This window comes from Devosia sp. A16 (assembly GCF_001402915.1).
Taxonomy (GTDB): Bacteria; Pseudomonadota; Alphaproteobacteria; order Rhizobiales; family Devosiaceae; genus Devosia_A.
The window spans coordinates 876,537-900,616 of sequence record NZ_CP012945.1 but is presented as its reverse complement, the minus strand read 5'-3'; the positions used below and the strand labels follow the sequence as shown (position 1 = coordinate 900,616).

The window sequence follows — 24,080 nt, the reverse complement described above, 5'->3', positions numbered from 1 at the left end:
GGCGGTGACACTATCCAAACTCTGCCCGGTAATTCGCGGGTCTCAGCATGACCGACGTGGCGAGCGGCGGGATGAGTTCGAACGCTCGCGGCTCGCGGCCAAATCCGTACAGTCGGACGAGCCGAAATGCTTCCGGCCGCTCTTCGGATAGCAGGCGCTCGTTCTCGCTGAGGTAGAACGGCGTGGTCTGGTGTCCGGACGTCGTTTTGACCTCGAGCAGCCGTTCACGTCCCGACGAATCGAACGACAGGATGTCGAAGCCCGCACCATCGCCGTCCTCCTGCGCCACCCATCTGACTTTCCGCGCGAGATCGGAGCGCTCCTCCGACCGCAAGCGTTGCTGCTCGAACTCAAACACCCTCTGCTCTCCAGCGAGCCCGAGCCGTCGATTGCGAGCGTCCCTTGCCGCGGGGTCGAATTTCCTGACCAAGCGTGCCAGCGATGGAGGATCTGAAGGGAGGGGGGCGAGGACGGGCGGTGGTTCAAGGTAGAGTGACGAGCCGTCACTTACCCCGGGTACGGCGAGCGGCGGCGTCAGCAACAGCTCGTCACCTTGCGCCTCAAGGTAACGTTCGACCCCCAGAAGCAATCCGGCCTGGAAGTTCGCCATCGGCTTGTAGCCGGTGATCCAGTCCATGCCGAGTTTGAGCAGAACGGCGCTGATGTTCTGGTGCTTGAACTCGATGGAGCCACGAGACCTACCCGTCAGCTCCTGCAAGGACGCGTTGCGATGCGACTTGACGTAGGGCTCCCCAGCCCGTTCTAGGCGAAGCATCTGGAAATAGTCGGCAACGACCAGATCGACCTCGATGTCGGTCCAATCAGTGCCGGTGGGGTCCACGTCGCTCATGACTTCTTGAACAACGGCCTCGACTACATTGTCCAGCGTCGTCTGCCTGCCGAGGGCTAAGCGTTGGAAAAGCCGTACAGTCGGAACTCAACGCTCCTTCACCAGCTCCAGCGCCGCCGGCAGGCGCAGGGCGATGTCGTTCTGGTCGATCGGCGGCTGGTGGCCCTGGCGGACGGCGGACCGGATGAGGGCGGCATATTCTGCGAGCTGGATGTAGGGCTGGCTGGCCAGCCAGGTGGGATCGAAAGCCGGGATGGCGAACTGGCCGCGGTGGAGTTCGATGAGGGGTTTTGCGGTGGGGAGCAGGGCGCGGAGGTTCGGCCAGTCGATGATGCCCTGGCCGACCGGGGCGAGGTGGCGGCGGAGGGCGGTGTCGCCTTCGAAGCTCAGGGTGGCGTCGTCGATGTGCACCTGGGTGACGTGCGAGGCGAGGCGGCGGGTGGCGGCGAGGGGGTCTTCGAGGCGGACCAGCATGTTGGCGGGGTCGTAGGAGACGCCCAACGTGTCGGCGCCGACGCGTTCGACCAGCGCGAGGCACTCCCAGGAGGTGATCTCCTCGTGGGTCTTGACCAGCGTGCGCATGCCGAGATCGCCCAGGACCGGCTTGAGCTCGGTGAGCAGCGTCGCGACGGCGTCGCGCTGGGCGCGCCAGTCTACGGCGCGGTCCTCGAGTGTGCCGATGGTGAAGAACATCTCGCGCATGCCGAGCGACGCGCCGACCTCGAGCAGGCGCCGGACGCCGCGGGCAAGGTTGCCGTCGCCAAGTTCGAGCTCACGCCCGTGGCGGTCGAGCCGCAGCGGGTTGAGCCAGTCGAGGCTTGCTGCGATGGCGATGTCGAGAAGGTCGGCTTCCGCCTTGAGTTCGCGCAGCACCCCGGGGTCGAGCGTCGGGCTCAGCTCGTACAGGCTGTAGAAGGCGACTTCCGCGGCGCCGAGCGCGGCGGCCTTGCTGATGGCGTCGAGCGGGTCGTTGCCGGCGTCGGGGATACTGCCGCGCATGAGTGAGAACATCGCAAAACTCCTAGTCGATGCGGAAAATGCCGCGGGCGAAGCGGGTCAGCCATTCGGCGCCGGTGTCGGTCACCAGCGCGACATCGCCGGCACAGACATGGCCGAGGCCGGGGAGGGTGAAGTTGGGGTGGATCTCGAACACCATGCCGGGCCTGAGCAGCGGCCCTGTGGCATCGCGGGATTTGTCGCGGCGCGGCGACAGCGCTTCGGCGAGGCCGGGTTCGCTGTAGTCGAGGCCGAGGCCGTGACAGGACTGGAAGCGGAACGGATCGCTGTCGCGGCTGTAGGGGCACATGCCATCGATGCGCGCTTCGATCAGGTCGACCAGTTCGTGCACCGGACGGCCGGGGACCAGGGCGGCGAGCGCGGCGTCCTGGATGTCGATCAGGCGGGCGGCAGTGTCGCTGAGCTCGGGCGCCGACTTGCCCCGGCTGCCGATGCGGAGCCCCTGGGCGAAGTAGCCTTCGAACGACACCATGGTGCCCAACTGCACGCGGTCGCCCGGTCGAATGGCAGGCGGTAGCTCGAACATCTCGAAATAAGTCACCGGCGGTTCAGGGCCGGTGGAGAGCCAGAGGCGGGAGACGTCGGCGCCGAGCTCGCGGCCGGCATGTTCGACCTCGGCCATCAGCCGGGCGGGCGTGGCATGGGGCTCCGCCGCATATGCGAAGGCGCGGGCCACCATGACGTCGGAGATTTCGGCGGCGCGGCGGTGGAGCGCGGTCTCGGCCGGGTCGCGCTCGAGCCGCATGGCTTGCAGGATCGGATCGATCCGCACCATGCGCGGGAAGGATGAGGCGAAGGTCGCGGCGATCTTTGCCGTCATCTCGTCGGCGCCGGCGACGCCGACCCGCCAGCGGCCGGCATTGGCAACGGCCGAGGCGCGGGCCACGAGCCCCTGCGGGCCGGCGATCTCGACCGTGTAGAGGTCGCCGACCCGGGTGGTGAACAGCCGGGCCTCGTTCTTGCCGGGAGCCACGATCATCGCATCGGTGGCGGTGATTACCAGCATGGAGGGCGCCCACATCGGGGTGAAGCTGGTGAACCAGCCGATATTGCCGCTCGATTGGGTGGCGGCCGCGAGGCCGCGCGGCGCTGAGAAGGCGACGATGGCGTCGAGGCCGTGGCGGCGCAGCAGCTCGCGACCGGCGCTTAGCCGTTGGTGCAGAAGGGCTATCGGGAGGGCGGGGGCCATGACACATCCACAGGGCGGGTAGGGCGAATTCGAGCCGCTTGACAATACGTTCGGGATGGTTCGATATCAGACTGTAAGGAAAGTTACCAGACGGTCTCAATTGGATATGCAGATCCTCTCCGGCAGTCCCCGGTTGCTCCGCAACCTCAACGAGAAAGCCGTGTTGCAGCGGCTGCTCTCGGAGGGCTCGCTGACGCGCATGGAGCTCGAAGCCTTCACCGGGCTGTCGAAGCCGGCGATGTCGGATCTGCTGCGGCGGCTCGAATCCGCCAATCTCATCCGTCGAGACGGAGAAAAAGCCGGCACTTATGGCCCCAAGGCCGGCTTATGGAGCCTCGAGCCACGCTCGGGGTTCGTCGCAGGCATCGATGTCGGCTCCCATGGCATCGATGCCGCCATTTCCGATATCACCGGCAACACCATTGCGAGCTTCCGGCATGCGGCCGAGCCGGGCGATCGCTACGACGCGCATGAGCGGCTGACCTCGGTGCTCGAGAGCGTCACCCGGGAAGCCGGGATCACGGTGCGCGACATCGACCAACTGGTGGTGGGCCTGCCCGGCATCGTCGATGTCAGGGCGGGGAACCTGCGCAAGGGCCAGCAGCTCCCCAACTGGGAGGGCTACCATATCCCCGAGGCGCTCGAGGGCGTGCTCGGGCATCGGCACGTGCTGATCGAGAACGACGTGAACCTCGTCGCCATCGAGGAGATGGCCTGCGGCGCCGCCAATGGCGTGCAATCGTTCATCCTGTTCTGGGTGGGCGACGGCGTCGGCGCCGGCGTGGTGATCGGCGGTCGGCTGATGCATGGCTCGACCGGCACGGCGGGCGAACTGGGCGGCGCGATGGTGCCCGACCGGATGGCCAAGCCCGGCGAGCCGGTGCAGATGGCGCTGGTCGAGGCGCTGCTCGACGTCCCGGCGATCGACGCCCTGGTCGCGGCGCATAAGCTGCGCGGGCCGGACAGCATCGAGGCGATCCGCCAGGCGGCGCTCAGCGACCGGCATCCGAAATTCTTCGCCGAACTGGGGTACCGGGTGGCCGCGGCGCTGACCGGCGCCATCGGCATCCTCGACCCCGAAATGGTGGTGCTGGGCGGGGCCGTCGGCCGCGCCGGCGGGCGGGCGCTGGCGGACAGCGTCGCCGCCGTGCTGCACACGCTCCCCATCGCCATTCCACAGATCGTCCCGACCGCGGTGAGCAGCAATGCCGTGCGGGCGGGAGCCGTAGAACTCGCGCTCGAGCATGCTCGAGAACGTGTGTTCACGGGAGGCAGCGCGGCACGCGGCCTCCCGTGAGGAGATTGGACCACTTGATGAGAAGCACCCATTCCCCGGAGACGATTATGCATACCAATTCAGTGCCTAAGAAGCCCTCCCCGGGCTTGATCGGACGTTTGCGCACAAGCCTTCGCGCCCTGGCGCTGGGTGCACTGGCAAGCGTATCCGCCTTCGCCGTCACCGCTCCGGCGCTTGCCGAAGTCCCGCTCGACCAACTGGTGCGGATCGTGGCCGAGGGCGGCAACAGCTTTACCCGCACCTTCAACCCGTTCTCGCCGACGGCGCGATGGGTCAGCACGCGCACCATGTACGAGCCGCTGATGATCCAGAACTATGCCACCGGCAAGCTCGATCCGTGGCTGGCGACCGCCTATGAATGGTCGGCCGACGCTCTGAGCCTGACGGTGACGCTGCGCGACGACGTGAAGTGGTCCGACGGCCAGCCGTTCAGCGCCGACGACGTGGTCTTCACCTTCGAGCTGATGAAGGCCAACCCCGGCCTGATCGGGCCGGCGGCCGGTGCCTTCGGGCAGTATCTGAGCTCGGTCGAGGCGGTGGATGCCAAGACGGTGAAGTTCACCTTCTCCTCGACCTATACGCCCGGCCTCTATTCGCTGGTCGACCAGTTCATCGTGCCCAAGCATGTCTGGAAGGATGTCGCCGACCCGGTGACTTTTGAGAACCCCGATCCGGTCGGCACCGGCCCGTTCACCACTATCGATGCCTTCGGCACCGATCGCTACCAGGTGACCAAGAACCCGAACTACTGGCAGCCGCTCAACATCGAGGGCGTGTTCGTCCAGGGTTTCAACGGCAATGACCAGGTCAGCGCCGCGACGCTCTCGGGCAATCTCGACTGGGGTGGGCTGGTGCCCGACCCGGATGTGACCTTCGTGCCGCTCGACCCCGAGCATTTCGGCTATTGGTGGCCGCGCACCTCGGTGGTGCTGCTGCTCGCCAACACCACTGACGGGGCACTTGGCGATACCGTGGTGCGCAAGGCCATGAGCATGGCGCTCGATCGGCAGCGGATGATCAATACGGGCGTCTGGGGCAAGTCGGTTGCCGCCAATGCCACCGGGCTGCCGGAAGCGCCGTTCAAGGACTGGCTCGACCCCAAGGTGATCGAGGCGGGCGCCTCGTGGGTCAGCATGGACCCCGATGCCGCCAACAAGCTGCTCGACGAGGCCGGCTACGCCAAGGGCGCCGACGGCATTCGCGTCGGCAAGGACGGCAAGCCGCTCAAGTACGACATCATCGTGCCCTCGGGCTGGAACGACTGGGTGTCGGCCTGCCAGATCGTCGCGGAGAACCTCAAGGACATCGGGATCGACGTGACGCTGCGCACCACCACGGCGGACAGCTGGACCAACTCGACCTTTACCGGCCAGTTCCAGCTCTCGCTCGGCACGGCGCAGCGCACCGCCACGCCGTTCGAGTTCTATCGCAACAACATGGCGACCACTTCGGTGAAGCCGGTCGGCGAAGCCTCGCCCAACAACCAGCAGCGCTATGGCGACCCCAAGGTCGATGAGCTCTTGGCCAAGTTCGCCGGCTCGACCGATGCCGCCGAGCAGAAGGCGATCATCGCCGAACTCGAAGGCATGTTCTCGGCCGCCGCGCCCGCCATCCCGCTCTACGAGCAGCCGGACTGGGGTCTCTATAATACCCGCCGCTTCACCGGCTTCCCGAACGAGCAGGACCCTTATGCGCCGCTCAGCCTGCAGATGACCAATGGTCCGCTGCTGGTCTGGCCGCACCTGGCTCGCCGCGCCGACTAACGCGCCACACGTCTCGACTACGTGACACGGAGCTCCCGCCCTTGGCGGGTGGGAGCCTCCTGCCACCGGCCTCCCCGTGATCCTCCACCGCGCAGCGGGGGAGGGCAAACGCCCTCACCGCGGGGGGACCAGCGAAGCTGGTGGAGGGGGCGACCCAAAACACCGGCGTTTCCCGCCGCCCCCTCCACCGCCTGCGGCGGTCCCCCTCCCCCGTTTCACGGTGGAGGAGCAAGGAGGGTCCCGTGCCTTCGTTGTCCCCGGAGCCCGTCGATGTATTACATTGCGAAGCGATTGGCGTTCTATGTGCTGGCGGCGTTCGTCGCCATCACCGTCAACTTCTTCCTGCCGCGGCTGACCCCGGGCGATCCGGCGTCGACCATCGTCGCCACCTATTCGACTTCGCTCAACGCCGAGTCGCTGGCGGCGCTGAAGGCGGCCTACGGGCTCACCGACGAGCCGCTGCTGCAGCAATACGTGACCTATCTGGGCAATGTGCTGCGCGGCGATTTCGGCCGCTCGCTGTCCAATTTCCCCGCACCGGTCATGGCGGTGATCGGCGCCGGGTTCGGCTGGTCGATCCTGCTCGGCCTCACCTCGGTGTTGCTCAGTTTCGTGCTCGGCTCGGTGCTCGGCGCCATCGCGGCCTGGCGGCGCGGCGGCTGGTTCGACCGGCTGACGCCACCGGTGCTGCTGTTCCTCGGCTCGTTCCCGTACTTCTTCCTGGCGCTGCTGCTGTTCTACGTCTTCTGCTTCAAGCTCGGCTGGTTCCCGATGGGCAACGCCTATTCGAGCGTCAACCCACCGGCGCTGAACCTTCAGGGGATCGGCGACATCCTGATGCATCTGATCGCGCCAGCCTTCACCATCGTGCTGGTGTCCCTCGGGCCGTGGACGCTCAACATGCGCAACGCCATGATCGGCGTCTTGAGCGAGGATTACCTGACGCTCGCCGAAGCCAAGGGGCTGAAGCCGCGGCGGGTGCTGCTGTCGCATGCGGTGCGGACGGCGCTGCTCCCCAACATCACGGCGCTCGGCGCCGCGGTGGGGGCGGTGTTCTCTGGGCAGCTCCTCACCGAAATCGTCTTCACCTATCCCGGCCTCGGTTACGCGCTGATGCGCGCCGTCAGCGCCGTCGATTATCCGCTGATGCAGGCGCTGTTCCTCATCATCACCCTGTCGGTGCTGGCGGCGAATTTCCTCGTCGACACGCTCTACGTGCTGCTCGATCCGCGGGTGCGGACGGGCGGGGAGGCCTAGATGTCGCTCAGCGAAACCTTTGGCGCCAAGGCGCGCCGGCAACTCCTCGGTTCGATCCCCGTGGCGGTCGGGCTGGTCATTCTCGGCGCGCTCCTCGCGGTCAGCGCGCTGGCGCAGGTGCTGGCGCCATACAATGCGAAACGCGCCACCGGCGGCATCAACGAGCCGCCGTCGCTGGCCCACCTGTTCGGCACCACCGGGCAGGGGCAGGACGTGTTGAGCCAGTTCCTTTATGGCGGGCAGAACACCCTCTGGGTGGCCTTCTCCATCGCCGTGCTGACGACGCTGCTGGCATTGATCGTCGCGCTCACCGCCGCCTATTTCCGCGGCTGGGTCGACGACCTGCTGACGCTCGTCACCAACGTCTTCCTCGTCATTCCCGGGCTGCCCCTGGTGGTGGTGCTGGCGGCGTTCCTGCCGCCCGGGCCGCTGACCATGATCATGGTGCTGACCATTACCGGCTGGGCCTTCGGAGCGCGATTGTTCCGCTCGCAGGCGCTCAGCCTCAGGGAGCGCGAGTTCATCGCCGCCGCCGAGGATGTGGGCGAGAGCCGCTGGCGCATCGTCGCCGTCGAGCTGCTGCCCAATATGGGCTCGGTGGTCGCCGCCTATTTCGTCAACCAGGTGATCTTCGCCATCACCGCGCAGGCCTCGCTCGAATTCCTCGGGCTCGGCGATGGCGGGCAGATCACCTGGGGCTCGATGCTGTTCTGGGCGCAGAACAGCTCCGCGCTGATCCGCGGCGCCTGGTGGACCTTCGTCGTCCCCGGCATGGCGATCGCCCTAACCGCCTTCTCGCTGGCGCTGATCAACAACGCGGTCGACGAGATCGGCAACCCGCGGTTGCGGGCCGACCGGCTGCTGCGCCGCGCCGGCGTCAGCAAACCGAGCGCCACGCTCATGACCCCGGTGAAGCGCGATGCCTGATATCCCCGCCCTCGAGATCGTCGATCTCAGCGTCGGCTATGCCGGCGAGAACGGCATCATCCCGGCAGTCGACCGGGTGTCGTTCAACATCGCCCCGGGCGAGTTCATGGGGCTCGCCGGGGAATCGGGCTGCGGCAAGTCGACGATCGCGCAATCGATCCTCAGGCTGCTGCGGGCGCCCGGCATCATTACCGGCGGCGCGATCCGCATTGCCGGCAACGACATGCTGTCGGACGACGACAAGGCGGTGCGAGCCTTGCGCTGGCGCACCGCCTCGATCGTCCTCCAGAACTCCTTGACCTCGCTCAATCCGGTCAAGCGGATCGAGTGGCAGCTCCGCGAGGCACTCGACCGCGGCGGCTCGTCCGTCCGGCGGACGCCGGCCGAACTGCTGCGGATGGTCGATATCGACCCCAAACGCCTGCGGGCCTTTCCGCATGAGCTCTCGGGCGGGCAGCGGCAGCGCGTGGTGATCGCCATGGCGCTGGCGCTCGAACCGAAACTGATCATCCTCGACGAGCCGACCACCGCCCTCGACGTGATCGTGCAGCAGGAAATCTTCGTTACGGTTAAGGCGCTGCAGCGGCAGATGGGTTTTGCCGTGCTGCTGATCACCCACGACCTGCCGCTCTTGTTCGAAGTGGCCGACCGTATCGCGGTGATGCGCGGAGGCAAGATCGTCGAGACGGCGCCGGTGGCCGCGTTCCGGCAGCACCAGGAGCATCCCTATTCACGGGCGTTGCTGACCGCGACGCCGAAGGTGGATTTCGCCGTGCCGCAGGTCATCCGGCCGAAATCCGTGGCCCATCCGGTGCTCGAGACGGCGCATCTTACCAAGGCCTATGGCACCAACCCGCTCACCGGCCGCTCGGCCCTGGTGGCGGTCAACGATGTGTCGTTCCGCCTGGCGCCGGCAGAGATCGTGGCGCTGGTCGGCGCCTCGGGCAGCGGCAAATCGACCTTCGGGCGTATCGTCACCGGGCTGACCCGGCCAAGCTCGGGCGATGTGCTGGTCGATGGCCGGACGCCGGTCCCGGTATCGCGCCGCCGGCCGCACCAGCCACGTGCCGCGCAGATGGTGTTCCAGGATGTCTATGGTTCGCTCAACCCGCTGCATACCATCGGCCATCACCTGCGTCGCGCGGTGATCTCGGCGCCGGGTGGGGACAAGGCCGATGTCGAGGGGCGGGTGGCGGCGCTGCTCACCGAAGTGGGCCTGACCCCCACCGCCAATTATCTCGACCGACGCCCGCATGAGCTTTCGGGCGGCCAGCGCCAGCGCGTCGGGCTGGCCCGGGCGCTCGCTGCTTCGCCGAAGCTCCTGGTGGCGGACGAGCCGGTGTCGATGCTCGACGTGTCGATCCGGCGCGACATCCTCAACCTGATCGCGCGCCTGCGCGACGAGCAGGGGGTCGCCGTTCTCTACATCACCCATGACGTGGTCAGCGCCGGCTACATCGCCGACCGCATCGCGGTGATGCATCGCGGCCAGATCGTCGAGGAGGGCCCGGCCAAAGCCGTGCTCGCCGACCCGCAGCACGACTACACGCGCCAGCTCATCGCCGCCGTGCCCGGTGGCCTCGGGCTCGAAACCTCCAGCGCCAATCCGGTTCCCGTATCATGACAGTGACAGATATCCCCGAAATCCGCGTCGGCATCGACGGACGGAAGTTCCCCCGCGCCGCCGAACTCGGCCCGCTGGGGCTGATCGAACGCTGCGCCGAGCTCGGGCATGCCGGCGTGTTCTTCCGCACCGTGCTCGACGTCTCGCCGACACTCGACCAGGGCTTCCTCGCCGCAGTGAAGCAGCGGGCCGACGAGCTCGGGCTCTACCTCGAAATGGGGCTGGGCAAGATCAACCCCTACAACACGCCCGAGGCGCCGGAGGTCCGCGAGGTCGGCAAGGGCGATTACCTCCTCGGCATGACCAGGATGATCGAGGCGACCACCGCGGTCGGCTGCACGGCTTTGTGGGGGGATACCGCCAACTACCAGCGGCACGACTGGGGCCTTCATGCCATCGATCGCTACCGCACCGATGTCGATTGGCCCGACCAGCTCGACGCAACGCGAAAGTTCCTGCTGAAGCTCAAGCCGGTGCTGAGAGACCGTGGCGCCAGCATCGCGGTCGAGACACATGAGGAGATCACCACGGCGGAGATCGTGCGGCTGATCGAACAGGTCGGCGCCGATGCGCTGGGGGTGACGCTCGATCTCGCCAATGTGGTGGTGCGCGGCGAGGACCCGGTGGCAGCGACCCGGCGGGTCGCGCCCTATGTGAAGAAGACCCATATGCGCGACATCGTGCTGTTCGCCCGCCCGCTCGGGCTGGAGCGGCAGACGCGCGCCTGCGGCGACGGGGTGATCGACTGGCAGGCAGTGCTCGGCGCGCTGTTCGCCGCCGGCAGCTTTCCCAATTTCACCATCGAGAATGTCTGGGGCTCGGACAAGAACCAGATCCCGCTGTTCGACCCCGATTGGCAGGCTCGCCAGCCGGATGCCGAACTGGGCGAGATCCTCGAACTGATCCGCCTGTCGCGGCTGTTCGAGGACGGCGTCGCCGTCGGCACGATGATCGCCCCCGACGCCTATTTCTCGCCCGATCCCGACCTCGACGAACTCGAAGGGTTCGTCACGCGCAGTGGCGCGACCCTCAAGGCGGCAGCCGCTGCGCTGCGCATGAACGTTTCAAAGGAGTAAGCCGCAAATGAATTATCCGCTCAAAGTGCTCGTCGTCGAAGCCCATCCGGACGAAGCGGAAATGTACTCGGGCGGCACGATGCGGCTCCTCGCCGACAGGGGCGCGGCCGTCAAGTTCATGTCGCTGACCAATGGCGATGCCGGCCACTACCAGATGGACCGCGAGCCGCTGAAGCGCCGCCGTGCCCGCGAGGCCTACACGGCGGCCCGGCATCTCGGGGTGCTCGACTACGAGATCCTCGATATCCACGATGGCGAACTGGTGCCCGACCTGGCGCTGCGCACCGCGGTGATCTCGGCGATCCGTCGCTGGCAGGCCGATATCGTCATCACCTTCCATGACGATTGCCCCGGCCATCTCGACAACCGTGCGGCCGGGCGCGCGGTGCGCGAGGCCTCGGGCTTCTGCACCAACGGCAATATCGTCCCAGACGTGCCGCCGCTGGCCGATGCCCCGATCTGCCTGAAGATGACCGATTACGGCGCCATCGACGTGCACAAGCACGACGTGGTGGTGGATGTCGGCGCCTCGATCGACGCCAAGCTCAAGGCCTGCGCCGCGCACGCCACGCAGTTCTACGAGTTCGCGCCGTTCGAGCGGGGCTTCCTCAACGAAGCGCCGGTTATCGGCGACTGGGCGGCCGAGCGGGCGTTCATCCTGAAATACTGGCCCGAGTTCATGTACACCCAGCCGGGAATGGCCGGGGCAGGGGAATTCGCCGAGAGCTTCCAGCTGGCGGATTATGGGCGGAAGGTCACGGCGCAGGAGGTCAAGGCGCTGCTGGGGGTTTAGGAAGCACTGGCACCGATGCTGCCGCCTCCCTCCCCTCGAGGGGAGGGATTGAGGGAGGGGGTGGGGTGGTGATCACCGATGGACCCCCACCCCCAACCCCTCCCCTCAAGGGGGAGGGGAGCAGGCCGGTGCTCCGGTCACCACTATCGATACCTTGGTATCCGCGTTTGCGCCGAAGGTGAACTTGTCCGGTCGGGTGCCGGAATTGATGCTGATCCTCGTCGCCAATCGGGCCTCAAAGCAACCTCCTCCCTGCTTTGAGGCTCGCACTGGCCTCCCCCTTTGGAAGAGAGGATCAGTATGTCCAAACGCAGATTCCTGCCGCTTGCCGCGGCGCTGCTGACTGCCGCTGCCTCGAGCGTCGCCTTGCCCGCCATCGCGCAGACAGCGTTCGCTCCCACGCCGCTCAGCCCCGACCAGGTCGGCTCGGGTCCGCGGCTCATCTACCTCCATCACGAGTATCCCGCGACGCTCGATCCGCAGAACACTTCGGCCTTCGTCGGCCAGCTGGCGATGGAGTTCTTCGATACGCTCGTCACCTACGAGATCGATCCGGCGACCGGCATTGCCGACCAGACCAGGATCGTGCCGCGGCTGGCGAGCTCGTGGGACATCTCCGCCGACAACAAGGTGCTGACCTTCCACCTCAACCCGGCGGCCAAGTTCTGGGACGGCTCGCCCGTCACCGCCGACGACGTCTACTGGTCGATCGAGCGGGCGCTGGTCGGGCGGATGGGCTGGGGCACCACGCAGATCGAGACCGGCGGCATCTTCAAGGTCGACCAGATGAAGGTCATCAACCCCCAGACGCTGGAGATCACCTACCCGGACGGGCTCGGGCGCTATTCCCTGCGCAACTTCGCCTCGATGTCGCTGACCGTGATGTCGAAGGCGGCCTGCGAAGCCGGCCGCACCGCCGAGGACACCTGGTGCGTCGAGTGGATCAAGAAGAACGCCATGGGCTCGGGCCCCTATATGCTGGGCGAGCAGCGGAACGGCGAGTACCTGACGGCCGTTGCCAACAAGAACTACTGGGGCGACGCCAAGCCGTTCTACTCGGAAGTGATGTTCCGCGTGGTGCCGGATGCGCAGACCCGCATGCTGCTGATGGAAAGCGGCGAGGCGGATTTCGCCTTCATGACCCCCAACGAATACGCGGTGCTGGCGAAATCGCCCAACGCCAAGGTGTTCTCGGTGCCCTCGCAGCAGGACGTGGCGGTGCTGCGCTGGAAACCCGACGTGCCGCCGTTCGATGACCCGAAGATCCGCGAAGCGGTGATCAAGGCGATCCCCTATGAGCGGCTGGTGGCCGAAGTCTGCAAGGGCTTCTGCACTCCGGTGCAGAATCTCGTGGGCGTCAACACGCCCGGCTATGTCGCCGATCCGGAATTCAGCACCGATGTCGAGGCGGCGAAAAAGCTGGTGGCCGAGAGCAAATATGCCGGCAATGTGCCCTCGTTCGAGGTGCCGGTGGTGCAGGGCTCGGGCAACATGACGGCCGGCGTCATCATCCAGGATGCGCTGCGCGGCATCGGGCTCGACATGCAGATCAAGCCGCTGACCCAGAATGCCTTCGACGACATCGCCTGGGGCAAGCGCGACCTCAAGGTTTCCATCCACTCGATGGGGCCGTGGTGGAACGACTTCATGTACTGGGCCTACTGGATGTACCGCACCGACAGCGCCACCAACCACATCCAGTATTCCAACCCGACGCTCGACAAGGACGTGCTGGCGGCCCTGCTCGTACCGCAGGAAGACACCGAGGCCTACGGCAAGCTGCAGACCGAAGTGCTTGGCATCCTCAATGGCGAGCACCTGGCGGCGCCGCTCTACCAGGTGAACTGGAACGCCGCGGTCTCCAGCCGGATCTGCAACGTCAACAAGTTCCCCTGGGGAACCATCACCTTCTCGTGGCTGCGCCCCTGCGCCTGACCTTCATGACCTGCCGTCCCGGCGCGCTGCCGGGGCGGCCCTTCGGACCATCCGGTGACCATCATGCGGCTCCCCCCGATCCTGCTGTACATTGCCAGACGCCTCGCCATCGGCCTCGTCGTGCTGTTCGGCATCAGCGCGGTCGCCTTCTCGATGGCGTATCTGTTGCCGTCCGATCCGGTGACCAGCCGCTACCCCGACATCACCAACGAGCAGCGGGCCGAGATGCGGCGCCAGATGGGCCTCGATCAGCCGCTGGTGGTGCAGTATGCGCGCTATATGCAGTCGGTGTTCCGCGGCGAATTCGGCCGCTCCTTCGGCACCGGCAACAGCGTTGCCGAAGACCTGGCGCAGCGCATCCCGGCGACGCTCGAACTGGCGAGTTTCGGCATCGGTTTCGGCGTACTGGTCGGCATCCCGCTGGGGCTCGTCGCCGCTGTGCGGCGCGGCAGGCCGACCGACCACCTGGTCCGGGTGGTCAACATCGCCATCCAGTCGGTGCCGGCGTTCTGGCTCGGCGTGGTGCTGATCTTCCTCCTCTATTTCCAGTGGCGGCTGGTGCCATCGCCGATCGGCCGGCTGTCGCCGATGTTCGTTTCGCCGCCGCCGGTCACCGGTTTCCTCACCGTCGATGCGCTGCTCGCCGGCAAGCCCGACATTGCCTGGGCCGCACTGCGCCAGCTGATGCTGCCGGCGCTGGTACTGGGGCTCGGCGTCATCTCGCCGCTGGCGCGCATCACCCGCTCGGCCATGGGCGAGTCGCTGGGCGAAGATTACGTCACCTTCGGCCGGGCACTGGGGCTGAGATCAAGGCAGGTGGTGCTGGGCGATGCGTTCCGCGGCGCCCTGGTGCCGATCGTCACGACGCTCGGCTTCGTCGTCGCCAACGTGCTGGCCGGCGCCGCCATCGTCGAGACGGTGTTCGCCTGGCCCGGCATCGGCCGCTACGCCGTCACCGCCATCACCACCTCCGACATGGCGCCGGTCTCGACCTGCATCCTGTTGATCGCCTCCAGCGTCGCCATCACCAACCTCTGCGTCGACCTCTCCTATGCCCTCATCGACCCCCGGATCCGGCATGAATATGCAAGGTGACCGCATCGTGCCGCTCACGGCATCCCGACCCCGACAGAGCCTCAGCTGGCGGAAGCTTTATTTCGGCGCCTTCGGCGGCGACCCGCTGGGTCTCGTCGGCGTGACGCTGCTGGCCCTCCTGTTGCTGACGGCCATCCTCGGGCCGTTCCTCGTCACCCACGAGCCGATCCTCACCACGCCCGACGTGCTGCTGCCGCCCTCGGCGGAGCACTGGCTGGGAACCGATCATTTCGGCCGCGACGTGTTCTCGCGCACCATCACTTCGCTCAGGGTCGATTTCATCGTCGCCGGCGTGGGAGTGAGCGGCGCCATCGTCATCGGTTCGCTGATCGGGTTGATCTGCGGCTATGTCGGCGGCTGGTTCGACGACCTGGTGATGCGGCTCGTCGACATCATCCAGTCGTTCCCGCTGATCCTTGTGGCAATGATCCTGGTGCTGGTGCTCGGGCCGGGCGTCGAAAGCATCGTCATCGTCACGGTGCTGATCAATATCCCGCTCTATGCCCGGGTGATCCGCGGTCAGGCGCTATCGAAGAAGAGCCTCGAATATATCGATGCGGCGCGCTGCTCCGGGGCGACCGAAATGTCGATCCTGTTCCGGCACCTCCTCCCCAACACGGTCAACCCGATCGTCATTCATGGCAGCCTCAACCTCGCGGCGGCAGTGGGCAATGTCGCGGTGCTGTCGTTCCTCGGTATCGGCATCCGCCCGCCGACGCCGGATCTCGGCGTCATGGTGGCCGAGGGCACCAACTACCTGGTGCAGGGCGCCTGGTGGATGAGCATCTGCCCCGGCCTCGTGCTCGCCACCACGATCTTCAGCCTCAACCTGATGGGGGATGCGCTCGAGGCGCGGCTCGACCCGCGCCGGGGGAGCGAGTGATGGCCGAGACGCTGTTCGAAATCCAGAACCTCTCGATCGACACCAGGCGCGGCGGCGTGACCCGGCGCATCGTCGAGAACATGAACCTCGCTGTCGAGCGTGGGCAGATCTATGGCCTCGTCGGCGAAAGCGGCTCGGGCAAATCGATCTCGATGATGGCGAGCGTCGGCCTCGCGGCGCCAGGCCTCTTGGTCAGCAGCGGCGAGGTCGGCTTTGGCGGCAAGCGGCTGCCGGCGAGCGACCAGAGGGGCCTGCGCGGCAACCTCTCGCACGGCGTGTCGCTGCTGTTCCAGAACGCCAAGGGGGCGCTGAGCCCGTTCCTCAGCACGGGGAAACAGGTCGAGCGGGTGCTGGCGCAGCGAAAGGTGGCTAACGCGGCGCGGCCAAAGGAGATCGCCGACCTGTTCCGGCTGGTCGGGCTCAATTTCGCCGACCTGGGCGAGAAATATCCGCACCAGATCAGCGGTGGCCAGGCGCAGCGCGTCGCCATGGCCTGCGCCATGGCCAGCAACCCGGCCCTGCTGATCGCGGACGAACCGACCACCGCGCTCGACGTCACCACCGAGCGCGAGCTGCTGCGCTTCCTCACCCGCATCTGCCGGGAGCGCGACATGGCGATCGTCCTCATCGCGCACAACCTGTCGCTGGTCTCGGAATATTGCTCGGGACTCACCATCATGCATGCCGGCCAGGTGGTGGAGGAGGGGGCGCTGCGCTCGATCTTCGCCACGCCGCTCCACCCCTATACGCGGGGGCTCATCGCGGCGGTGCCGGATGTCGACGAGCCGCATGAGCTGGTGCCGCTCGAGGGCAGCGTCTGGGGCGGGCAGAACGATATCGTGCGTTGCCGCTTCTCGCATCGCTGTCCGCATGTGCGGCCTGAATGCGAGGCCGGCCTGCCACCGGCCATCGCCCGCGGCGGGCATCAGGTGCATTGCGTGCTCTATGAGGGAGAAGCGGCATGAACGCTCCGGCCCTCAGCGTTCGCACGCTGACCAAGCTGTTCCACAATCCGGCGGCGCCCCAGGCGATGCCGGTGGGCGTGCGGGGCGTCTCGTTCGACGTCCAGCCGGGCGAGGTGGTGGGACTGATCGGCGAAAGCGGCTGCGGCAAGACCACGCTGGGCCGCTGCGTCGTCGGGCTGCAATCGGCCGATGCCGGTGAGGTCGTCGTCGACGCCACCGATTTCTCGGCGCTCAGCGGCGAAGCCAAGCGCCGTTTCAGGAAGAACGTGCAGATCGTCTTCCAGCGCCCCGAAACCTGCCTCAATCCGCGGATGACGGTCGCGACTTTTGTTTCGCAGGCGCTGCGCAACTTCCACACGGTAGCGCGGCAGGACGAGCGCGCCCGGCTGCTCGAACTGGCGACACTGGTAGGGTTGCGTGAAGAAACGCTGGAGCGTTTTCCGCATCAGCTCTCGGGTGGCGAACGGCAACGCGTCGCCATCATGCGGGCGCTGGCATGCGAGCCGCAGGTCATGGTGCTCGACGAGCCGACTTCGGCGCTCGACGTTTCGGTGCAGGCGCAGGTGTTGCGCACGCTGAAGGACCTGCAGCTGGCTGTCGGCACGGCGATGCTGTTCATCAGCCACGACGTGGCGGTGGTGCGCTACATCGCGAGCCGCGTCATGGTGATGTATCTGGGCGTGATCGTCGAAGAGGGCCCGGTCGATGCGGTGTTCTCGGCGCCCTCCCACCCCTATACGCGCGCCCTGCTCGGCGCGGCGCCACGCCTCCGGCCGAAACCCGACGACGGCATCGCCATGCGCGGCGAGCTGGTGCTCGGCGAGGTGAAGCCGGGCGAGTGCCCGGCCCGCGCCCGCTGTCCCCTGGCGCACCAGCGCTGCCACACTGCCCCTCCCGTCATCGAGCTCGGCGGCGGCCATCGGGCCGCCTGCTGGCTCAGCGGCGAAACCACCAACCAAAACCAAGTCGATCAGAAAGCGGCATCATGACTATCAGTGAGTTCTTCTACGATCGGTCGATGGAACTGCCATCCGAGTTGCTCGTCGGCGCCATCGACAGCCACGTCCATGCCGGCCCGGTGCTGCGCTCCAACCCCGGTCACCAGGACCCGTTCGAAGTGGCGATCGAAGCGCGCGAAGCGGGGATGCGGGCCATCGTCTACTATGACGTGTTCGGCTGGGCCTCGGGCACGGCCTGGATGGTCAACCGGCACGTGCCGGGGATCAAGACCTTCGGCGGCTACCTGATGAACTCGGCGCACGGCGGGCTCAACCCGCGCTCGGTGCGCACGGCGCTCTACATGGAGGAAGGGTGCCGCTTCATCAGCTTCGGCTCGCACTGCACCTATTTCTCGGCCAGCCGGGAGTCGACGATCATCGATGGTGAGCTGGTGCCGTTCAAGGACGCCTATCCGGAGTTCGTCAAGGAGGAGCTGAGCCGCGCCATCCGCATCCCGGAGGAGGGGCCGATCTCCGACGACCTCGCCGAGATCCTGCAAATGGTCGCCGACCACCCGGATGTCTATCTCAACACCGGCCACGTGTCCGGGCCGGAAGTGCTGCGCATTCTCGATCTCGCCGAGGAGTTCGGCATCCACAAGGTGCTGATTGCCCATCCGGCGCGCCAGCAGCTCACCATCGAGCAGCAGAAGGATGCGGCGCGCCGCGGCTTCTTCCTCGAGGGGTGCCTGGTCGACTGGCTCTATCCGCACGCACCGCGCACCCACTATTACGTCGAGAAGAAATACATGGACCGCTCGGGCGACCTGCCGCGGCTGAGGCGTACCGCGGCGCAGTGGATGGGCGACATCCGCGAAGTGGGGCCTGAGCATTTCGTGCTCGGCACCGATTACGGCATCCGCGCCGCCTCGACGCCGGTGCAGGGGATGCGCACGCTGATCACGACGCTGCTCGACTACGAGTTCACTCCCGACGAAATCCGCACCATGACCGCGCACAATCCGGCACGGCTCATCGGTCTCGATCCGGTCTGAGGGAGCACGGCGATGGCGACTTACGAACCCTTCTACAACCGCACCATGGAACTGCCCGAGGAGCTGCTGGTCGGCGCCATCGACAGCCATGTGCATGCCGGGCCGGTGCTGCGCTCCAACCCGGGGCACTTCGACCCCATCCAGGTGGCGGAGATGGCGCGCGCCGCCGGCATGCGCACCATCCTCTACTATGACGTGTTCGGCTGGGCTTCGGGCACGGCCTGGATGGTCAACCGCTACATGAAGGATTTCCGCACCTATGGCGGATATCTGATGAACTCGGCGCATGGCGGCATGAACCCGCGCGCCGTGCGTACCGCGCTGAACTTGGGCGATGGCTGCCGGATGATCAGCTTCGGCTCGCACTGCACCTATCACTCGGCCTCGACGGAATCGACGCTGGTCGATGGCAAGCTGGTGCCGTTCAAGGACGCGATCCCCGGCTTCGCCGAAAAGGAGCTGAGCCGCGCCGTGCGCATCCCGCTCGAGGGTCCGGTGCCGGATGAACTCAAGCAGATCCTCGAAATGGTGGCCGAGCGCCCCGAGGTCTATCTCAACACCGGGCACGTGTCGGGCCCGGAGGCGTTGCGGGTGGTCGAACTGGCCGAGGAGTATGGCATCCGGAAAGTGCTGGTGGCACACCCGGCGCGCCAGCTGCTCACCGTCGAGCAACAGAAGGAGGTGGCGCGCAAGGGCTTCTTCCTCGAAGCCTGCGCCGTCGATTTCGGTGGACCCTGGATGCCGCAGACCCACTATTATGTGGAGCGCGAGCTGATGGATATGAGCTCGATCGTGCATGGCCGGGCGATGAGCTGGCTGCAGGGCATCCGTGATGTCGGGCCCTCGCAGTTCGTGCTCGCCACCGATTACGGCGTGCGTGTGTTGCCCTCGCCGATCGAGGGCATGCGGATGATGATCTCGATGCTGTTGTATTTCGGCTTCTCGGTGGAGGAAGTGCAGACCATGACCGCCACCAACCCGGCGCGACTGATCGGATTGGACTGAGGGTGAGCGGTTTCGATCTCTATGTCCGCAATGCCCGCGTCGTCACCGAGAAGCGCGAGTTTCTCGGCGGCGTCGCAGTGGCCGGCGGACGCATCGCGCGATTGGTGGAGGGCAACCCGCCGCTCGATGCGCGCGAGGAAATCGACGCCGACGGGTTGTTGCTGCTGCCCGGGCTGGTCGATGCGCATGTGCATTTTTCCGAGCCCGGGCGAGGACACTGGGAAGGGTTCGAGACCGGCAGCCGGGCCGCGGCGGCGGGCGGCGTCACCAGTTTCGTCGAGATGCCGCTCAACGCCCAACCCCCCACCATCAACGCGGCGGCGCTGCGACTGAAGCAGGCCGCGGCGGCGGTGAGCCATGTCGACTACGCGCTATGGGGCGGGCTGGTGGAGGACAATCTCGCCGATCTCAGGGACCTGCAGGCCGGCGGTGTCGTCGGCTTCAAGGCGTTCATGGTCACGGCGACGGATTTTCCACGTACCGATGCGCGCACCATGCGGGCGGGCATGGCGCAGATCGCCGGTTTCGGCTCGTTCCTCGCGGTGCATGCCGAGGACGAGGAAATGACCGCCCGGCTGACGGCGGCGTTGCGCGCCGCGGGGCGGACGGACCGGGCGGCCTGGGGCGAGGCGCGCCCGATCGCAGCCGAGCTCAAGGCGATCGACGAGGCGATCGGACTCGCCGAAGCTACCGGGGCACGGCTCCATATCGTTCATGTCTCGTGTGCCGAAGGCATCGATCGGATCAGCGCCGCCAAGGCGCGCGGCGTCGCGGTGACGGCGGAGACCTGCGCTCACTACCTGTTCTTCGACGAGACCGATCTCGAGCGACTCGGGCCAGTGGCCAAGTGCGCGCCACCGCTACGGGCGCCGGTCGAGCGGGAACGGCTGTGGGAGCGGGTGCTGGCCGGGGCGGTGGATGTGATAACCTCCGACCACTCGCCCTGCCTCTGGGAGGAAAAGACCGCCGGCGACGCCGATATCTTCGAAGCCTGGGGCGGCATTTCCGGCGTGCAGTCGACGCTGCCGGCGCTCTTCACCGAAGGCGTGCGCAAACGCGGACTGCCGCTGCCGGACCTGGTCCGGATGACCTCGGCCAACCCGGCGCGGCTGTTCGGCCTCTACCCCAGAAAGGGTAGCCTCTCAGCCGGCGCCGATGCCGACCTGGTGCTGGTCGATCCCGACCGTCTGTTCACACTCGAGGCGGCGGACCTCGAATACCGCAACCGGCACAGCGCCTATGTCGGCGCCCAGTTTTTGGGCAGTGTCCAGAGAACGATCAGCCGCGGGTTGACTGTGTTCGACAGGGGACGAATGATCGGGCCGGTCGGACATGGCGAGCGGCTCGACGGGCCCGGCCTGCCGGCGGCCGGCAGATTTCGGACAGGCGGCGGACGGGCATAGCAGATGGGTTTTTCGGCGGGCGATTCCACAGTGCAGACCGGCGCGTCGCTCGCCCGCCCGCTTTACCGGGATGACGACGACGGCATGCAGGCGCTGCGGCTGCAGCACCTGCTGACCACCGCCCCGGAAATCGCCGCACGGCACAAGCTCATCGAACGGATGGAGCGGGCGATCAGCGTCACCAGCGCACGGTGGGCGGCGATCCTCCTCGGCGGTGAGCGCGGGGTCGACGTGCTGGTCTCCGGCGATATTCCGCCTTCGATCCACCGCCAGCTCGGCGAGGTGCGGCTGCGTGCGGGGGAAACGGTGAGCTTTCCCACCCACCTGATCAACCGCGCGGCCAGCCAGGGCTATGCGGTCGAGGGCGCGGTGCTGGCCGGTATCGAGGGGCCGCAGGGCCATGTGGTGCTCGGCTTTCCGTTGGCCGAGCGCGGCGCCCAGCGGCGCACCGAACTGGTCCGGCTGGTCGCCGACGACCTCAGCGGGCTGCTGCAGACCAGCGCACTGATGGCGCAGAGCGAGCGCATCCGCAGCCATCTGTCGCTGGTGCACCGGCTGGGCCAGCAGGTGACCTCGATCCACAATCGGGCGGAGCTGTTCGAAGAGATCACGAGGCTGATCCATCGCTCGCTCGGCTACGAGCATATCCAGCTGCTGCTGGTCAATGAGGCGGCGGGCAGCACGGACCTCGTGCATGCCAGCGGGCCGTTTGCCGAGCAGCTGATGGCGGCGGGGTTCAGCGAAACCATCGGTCGGGGCATTATCGGGCGGGTGGCCGAAACCGGGCGGATCCGCATTTCGGCCGACGTGACGCAGGACACGCATTTCGTCTCGCATGCCATGCTGCCCAACACCGCCTCGGAACTGGCGCTGCCGCTGCGGCTGGGGCAGCGGGTGATCGGCGTGCTCGATATCCAGAGCGACCGGCGCGATGCCTTCCGGCGCGACGACGTGATCCTGTTACAGACCATTGCCGACCAGATCGCCCCGGCGATCGAACAGAACCGGCTGTTCGCCGCCGAACGGCAGGAGCGCGAGCTGGCCGACACACTGGCCGACGTGTCGCGGATCATCTCGTCGAGCCTCGATCCGAGCCACGTGCTCGAGGCGGTGCTCAAGGAGCTGGGCCGCGTGGTGCCGCACCGCGGCTGCCGGGTGACTCTCTTGGGCGAGGATGGGCTGATGCGGGTGGTGGCCGCCAAGGGCTACCCCGATGACGCGATGGTGCGCAGCGTGGCCTTCCGGCCCGAGGATGCGCCGCTCAGCGCGCCGGTGCTGCGCGACCACCGCACGCTGATCATCGGCGATGTCCGCACCCAGCTCGATTGGGTCTGGCAGCCGGGGACCGAGCAGGTGCGCTCGTGGTGCAGCGCGCCGCTGGTGCTGGGCGACGATTGCATCGGCTGGCTCTGCATCGACTGGCCGGAGCCCGATTTCTACAGCGCCGAGCATGGCCGGGTGGTGCGCACCTTCGCCGACCAGGCGGTGGTGGCGATCGGCAATGCGCGGCTGTTCGCGCGCGCTACCGAGCTCAGCGAGGCGCTGGAGCAGAAGGTCGCCAATCGCACGGCGCAGCTGCAGGACGCCCGCGACGAGATCGCCCACAAGGCACACGAGCTGCAGGCGCTGCTGCGCCGGCTGGTGGGGGTGCAGGAGGAGGAGCGGCGGCGCATCGCCTATGACCTGCACGACAGCGTGGCGCAGTCGATCCTCGCCTCGACCTACGAGTTGCAGGCGTTGCGGCGCAAGGTGGTGGATCCCGAGTTCGACCAGCGGCTGACGCAGTGCCAGCGCATGCTCGACACCACGCTGCAGGAGATGAAGCAGATCATCTATGCCCTGCGGCCGACGGTGTTGGACGAGCTGGGGCTGATCCCGGCGCTCGAGAATTACCTGTCGTCGCTGCCGGCGAGCGTCTCGCTCGCCACCGATATCAGCGTCAGCGGCACGCCGTTCGCGCTCGGGCCGGATGCCGACCTGGCGGTCTACCGCATCGTGCAGGAGGCCTGCCAGAACGCGGTCCGCCATGCCGGGGCGGCGCGGCTCGAGCTGCTGCTGGATTTCGCCCCGACGCGGCTCGAAGTGTCGATCCGCGACGACGGTTGCGGCTTCGCGCCCGAGGCGGCCGAACAGGGGCTCGGCCTCGTCGGCATCCGCGAGCGGGCGAATGCGGTGGGCGGCGAGGTGTCGATCGACAGCCGTCCGGGGCAGGGGACCAACATCATCATCGGGGTGCCAGGTGGATCAGCAGCGCATTAAGGTCATGATCGTCGACGACCACGAGATCTTCCGTCGCGGCGTGAAGAGCCTGCTCGAGGGCGAAGGCGACATGAAGGTGGTGGCCGAGGCCGGCAATGCCAACGACGCGCTGGAGGAGCTGGCGCGGCGCAAGCCCGACGTGGTCACCATCGACATCCGGCTCGGCACCATGGACGGCATCCAGCTGGCGCGGCTGATCAAGGCGCGGCCCGACGCGCCCAAATGCATCATCCTCTCCACCTATGACGACCGGCAGTACCTGGTCGGGGCGCTGGAGGCGGGGGCCGATGCGTACCTGTTGAAGACCAATTCCTACGAGACGCTGGCGCAGGCGATCCGCTCGATCCATGCCGGCGAGCGCACGCTCTCGGCCGAGCTGATCCCGGCGATGATGGAGGAATACCGGCGGGTGGCGGCGCAGCAGATCCAGCGCGACAGCGGGCTCAGCCCGCAGGAAGTGCGGATGCTGCGGCTCCTGGCCGACGGCAGCCGCTCGCAGGATATCGCCAGCGAGATGGCGCTCACCGAAATCACGGTGAAGCGCAAGGTGCAAGAGATCACCACCAAGCTCAACGCCAGCAATCGCGTGCAGGCGGTTGCCGAGGCGATCCGGCGCGGGGTGATTTGAGGTTGGGGCTGGACGCGCTGGCCGGTGCGGCCTGACCCCCACCCTTGATCCCTCCCCGCAAGGGGGAGGGAGACCCTAACACCGGCATCCCGGTTCCATCGTCTCCCTCCCCCTTGCGGGG

Annotated in this window: 20 protein-coding genes; 17 read left to right on the top strand and 3 right to left on the bottom strand. The window is 67.1% G+C overall.

Going from position 1 to position 24,080, the window contains the following annotated elements; all coding sequences use genetic code 11:
* Positions 1-10 precede the first annotated feature (10 nt).
* From APS40_RS04480 to APS40_RS04470, 3 genes are all read right to left on the bottom strand, one after another.
* The gene (locus APS40_RS04480; protein ID WP_055045926.1) at positions 11-850 is read right to left on the bottom strand and encodes a DUF3883 domain-containing protein; all 840 of its coding nucleotides are present in this window, start codon (positions 848-850) and stop codon (positions 11-13) included.
* 87 nt (positions 851-937) lie between these two features.
* Entirely contained in the window at positions 938-1,861 is a 924-nt protein-coding gene (locus APS40_RS04475; protein ID WP_055045925.1) for a sugar phosphate isomerase/epimerase family protein, read from the bottom strand.
* A gap of 10 nt (positions 1,862-1,871) precedes the next feature.
* Positions 1,872-3,056: a M24 family metallopeptidase gene (locus APS40_RS04470; protein WP_055045924.1), complete on the bottom strand. Its 1,185-nt coding sequence runs from the start codon at positions 3,054-3,056 to the stop codon at positions 1,872-1,874.
* 106 nt (positions 3,057-3,162) lie between these two features.
* Between APS40_RS04470 and APS40_RS04465 the strand changes: the two genes are divergently transcribed.
* From APS40_RS04465 to APS40_RS04385, 17 genes are all read left to right on the top strand, one after another.
* Positions 3,163-4,353 (top strand): ROK family transcriptional regulator, encoded by a 1,191-nt coding sequence (locus tag APS40_RS04465; protein ID WP_055045923.1) that lies wholly within the window; start codon positions 3,163-3,165, stop codon positions 4,351-4,353.
* Between the two features lie 98 nt (positions 4,354-4,451).
* Positions 4,452-6,116 (top strand): ABC transporter substrate-binding protein, encoded by a 1,665-nt coding sequence (locus APS40_RS04460; RefSeq protein WP_197279434.1) that lies wholly within the window; start codon positions 4,452-4,454, stop codon positions 6,114-6,116.
* Between the two features lie 270 nt (positions 6,117-6,386).
* The gene (locus APS40_RS04455) at positions 6,387-7,373 is read left to right on the top strand and encodes an ABC transporter permease (RefSeq protein WP_055045921.1); all 987 of its coding nucleotides are present in this window, start codon (positions 6,387-6,389) and stop codon (positions 7,371-7,373) included.
* Positions 7,374-8,300, top strand: coding sequence for an ABC transporter permease (locus tag APS40_RS04450; RefSeq protein ID WP_055045920.1), 927 nt, complete (start codon positions 7,374-7,376; stop codon positions 8,298-8,300). It begins immediately after the preceding gene.
* Positions 8,293-9,924: a dipeptide ABC transporter ATP-binding protein gene (locus tag APS40_RS04445; protein WP_055045919.1), complete on the top strand. Its 1,632-nt coding sequence runs from the start codon at positions 8,293-8,295 to the stop codon at positions 9,922-9,924. Before APS40_RS04450 ends, APS40_RS04445 begins: the two co-directional genes overlap by 8 nt.
* The gene (locus APS40_RS04440) at positions 9,921-11,000 is read left to right on the top strand and encodes a sugar phosphate isomerase/epimerase family protein (protein WP_055045918.1); all 1,080 of its coding nucleotides are present in this window, start codon (positions 9,921-9,923) and stop codon (positions 10,998-11,000) included. The genes APS40_RS04445 and APS40_RS04440 overlap by 4 nt, the downstream gene beginning before the upstream one ends.
* A gap of 7 nt (positions 11,001-11,007) precedes the next feature.
* Positions 11,008-11,793, top strand: coding sequence for a PIG-L deacetylase family protein (locus tag APS40_RS04435; RefSeq protein WP_055045917.1), 786 nt, complete (start codon positions 11,008-11,010; stop codon positions 11,791-11,793).
* A gap of 300 nt (positions 11,794-12,093) precedes the next feature.
* On the top strand, positions 12,094-13,728 hold the full coding sequence (locus APS40_RS04430) for an ABC transporter substrate-binding protein (protein WP_055045916.1): 1,635 nt from the start codon (positions 12,094-12,096) through the stop codon (positions 13,726-13,728).
* Between the two features lie 63 nt (positions 13,729-13,791).
* Entirely contained in the window at positions 13,792-14,823 is a 1,032-nt protein-coding gene (locus APS40_RS04425) for an ABC transporter permease (RefSeq protein ID WP_055049541.1), read from the top strand.
* A complete protein-coding gene (locus APS40_RS04420) occupies positions 14,807-15,706 on the top strand; it encodes an ABC transporter permease (protein WP_236884193.1) in 900 nt (299 codons plus the stop codon). Before APS40_RS04425 ends, APS40_RS04420 begins: the two co-directional genes overlap by 17 nt.
* A complete protein-coding gene (locus APS40_RS04415) occupies positions 15,706-16,671 on the top strand; it encodes an ABC transporter ATP-binding protein (protein WP_055045915.1) in 966 nt (321 codons plus the stop codon). Before APS40_RS04420 ends, APS40_RS04415 begins: the two co-directional genes overlap by 1 nt.
* Positions 16,668-17,660 (top strand): oligopeptide/dipeptide ABC transporter ATP-binding protein, encoded by a 993-nt coding sequence (locus APS40_RS04410; protein ID WP_055045914.1) that lies wholly within the window; start codon positions 16,668-16,670, stop codon positions 17,658-17,660. Before APS40_RS04415 ends, APS40_RS04410 begins: the two co-directional genes overlap by 4 nt.
* Entirely contained in the window at positions 17,657-18,664 is a 1,008-nt protein-coding gene (locus tag APS40_RS04405) for a DUF6282 family protein (protein ID WP_055045913.1), read from the top strand. Before APS40_RS04410 ends, APS40_RS04405 begins: the two co-directional genes overlap by 4 nt.
* Positions 18,665-18,676: 12 nt before the next feature.
* On the top strand, positions 18,677-19,669 hold the full coding sequence (locus APS40_RS04400; RefSeq protein ID WP_055045912.1) for a DUF6282 family protein: 993 nt from the start codon (positions 18,677-18,679) through the stop codon (positions 19,667-19,669).
* A 2-nt stretch (positions 19,670-19,671) separates the two neighbouring features.
* Positions 19,672-21,072 carry an allantoinase AllB gene (allB, locus tag APS40_RS04395; protein WP_055045911.1) on the top strand — a complete coding sequence of 467 codons (1,401 nt, stop codon included), beginning with the start codon at positions 19,672-19,674 and terminating at the stop codon, positions 21,070-21,072.
* A 3-nt stretch (positions 21,073-21,075) separates the two neighbouring features.
* On the top strand, positions 21,076-23,331 hold the full coding sequence (locus APS40_RS04390) for a GAF domain-containing sensor histidine kinase (RefSeq protein WP_055045910.1): 2,256 nt from the start codon (positions 21,076-21,078) through the stop codon (positions 23,329-23,331).
* Complete coding sequence (locus APS40_RS04385) at positions 23,312-23,959, top strand: response regulator transcription factor (protein WP_197279433.1); 648 nt, start codon at positions 23,312-23,314, stop codon at positions 23,957-23,959. Before APS40_RS04390 ends, APS40_RS04385 begins: the two co-directional genes overlap by 20 nt.
* Positions 23,960-24,080: the final 121 nt, after the last annotated feature.

What these genes read in the sequence shown, in the direction of transcription:
- APS40_RS04405 (WP_055045913.1), top strand. Translation starts at nt 17,657, where the DNA reads ATGACTATCAGTGAGTTCTTCTACGATCGGTCGATGGAACTGCCATCC.
- APS40_RS04430 (WP_055045916.1), top strand. Translation starts at nt 12,094, where the DNA reads ATGTCCAAACGCAGATTCCTGCCGCTTGCCGCGGCGCTGCTGACTGCC.
- APS40_RS04410 (WP_055045914.1), top strand. Translation starts at nt 16,668, where the DNA reads ATGAACGCTCCGGCCCTCAGCGTTCGCACGCTGACCAAGCTGTTCCAC.
- APS40_RS04470 (WP_055045924.1), bottom strand. Translation starts at nt 3,056, where the DNA reads ATGGCCCCCGCCCTCCCGATAGCCCTTCTGCACCAACGGCTAAGCGCC.
- APS40_RS04455 (WP_055045921.1), top strand. Translation starts at nt 6,387, where the DNA reads ATGTATTACATTGCGAAGCGATTGGCGTTCTATGTGCTGGCGGCGTTC.
- APS40_RS04450 (WP_055045920.1), top strand. Translation starts at nt 7,374, where the DNA reads ATGTCGCTCAGCGAAACCTTTGGCGCCAAGGCGCGCCGGCAACTCCTC.
- APS40_RS04480 (WP_055045926.1), bottom strand. Translation starts at nt 850, where the DNA reads ATGAGCGACGTGGACCCCACCGGCACTGATTGGACCGACATCGAGGTC.
- APS40_RS04420 (WP_236884193.1), top strand. Translation starts at nt 14,807, where the DNA reads ATGAATATGCAAGGTGACCGCATCGTGCCGCTCACGGCATCCCGACCC.
- APS40_RS04390 (WP_055045910.1), top strand. Translation starts at nt 21,076, where the DNA reads ATGGGTTTTTCGGCGGGCGATTCCACAGTGCAGACCGGCGCGTCGCTC.
- APS40_RS04465 (WP_055045923.1), top strand. Translation starts at nt 3,163, where the DNA reads ATGCAGATCCTCTCCGGCAGTCCCCGGTTGCTCCGCAACCTCAACGAG.
- APS40_RS04415 (WP_055045915.1), top strand. Translation starts at nt 15,706, where the DNA reads ATGGCCGAGACGCTGTTCGAAATCCAGAACCTCTCGATCGACACCAGG.
- APS40_RS04425 (WP_055049541.1), top strand. Translation starts at nt 13,792, where the DNA reads ATGCGGCTCCCCCCGATCCTGCTGTACATTGCCAGACGCCTCGCCATC.
- APS40_RS04400 (WP_055045912.1), top strand. Translation starts at nt 18,677, where the DNA reads ATGGCGACTTACGAACCCTTCTACAACCGCACCATGGAACTGCCCGAG.
- APS40_RS04445 (WP_055045919.1), top strand. Translation starts at nt 8,293, where the DNA reads ATGCCTGATATCCCCGCCCTCGAGATCGTCGATCTCAGCGTCGGCTAT.
- APS40_RS04440 (WP_055045918.1), top strand. Translation starts at nt 9,921, where the DNA reads ATGACAGTGACAGATATCCCCGAAATCCGCGTCGGCATCGACGGACGG.
- APS40_RS04435 (WP_055045917.1), top strand. Translation starts at nt 11,008, where the DNA reads ATGAATTATCCGCTCAAAGTGCTCGTCGTCGAAGCCCATCCGGACGAA.
- APS40_RS04475 (WP_055045925.1), bottom strand. Translation starts at nt 1,861, where the DNA reads ATGTTCTCACTCATGCGCGGCAGTATCCCCGACGCCGGCAACGACCCG.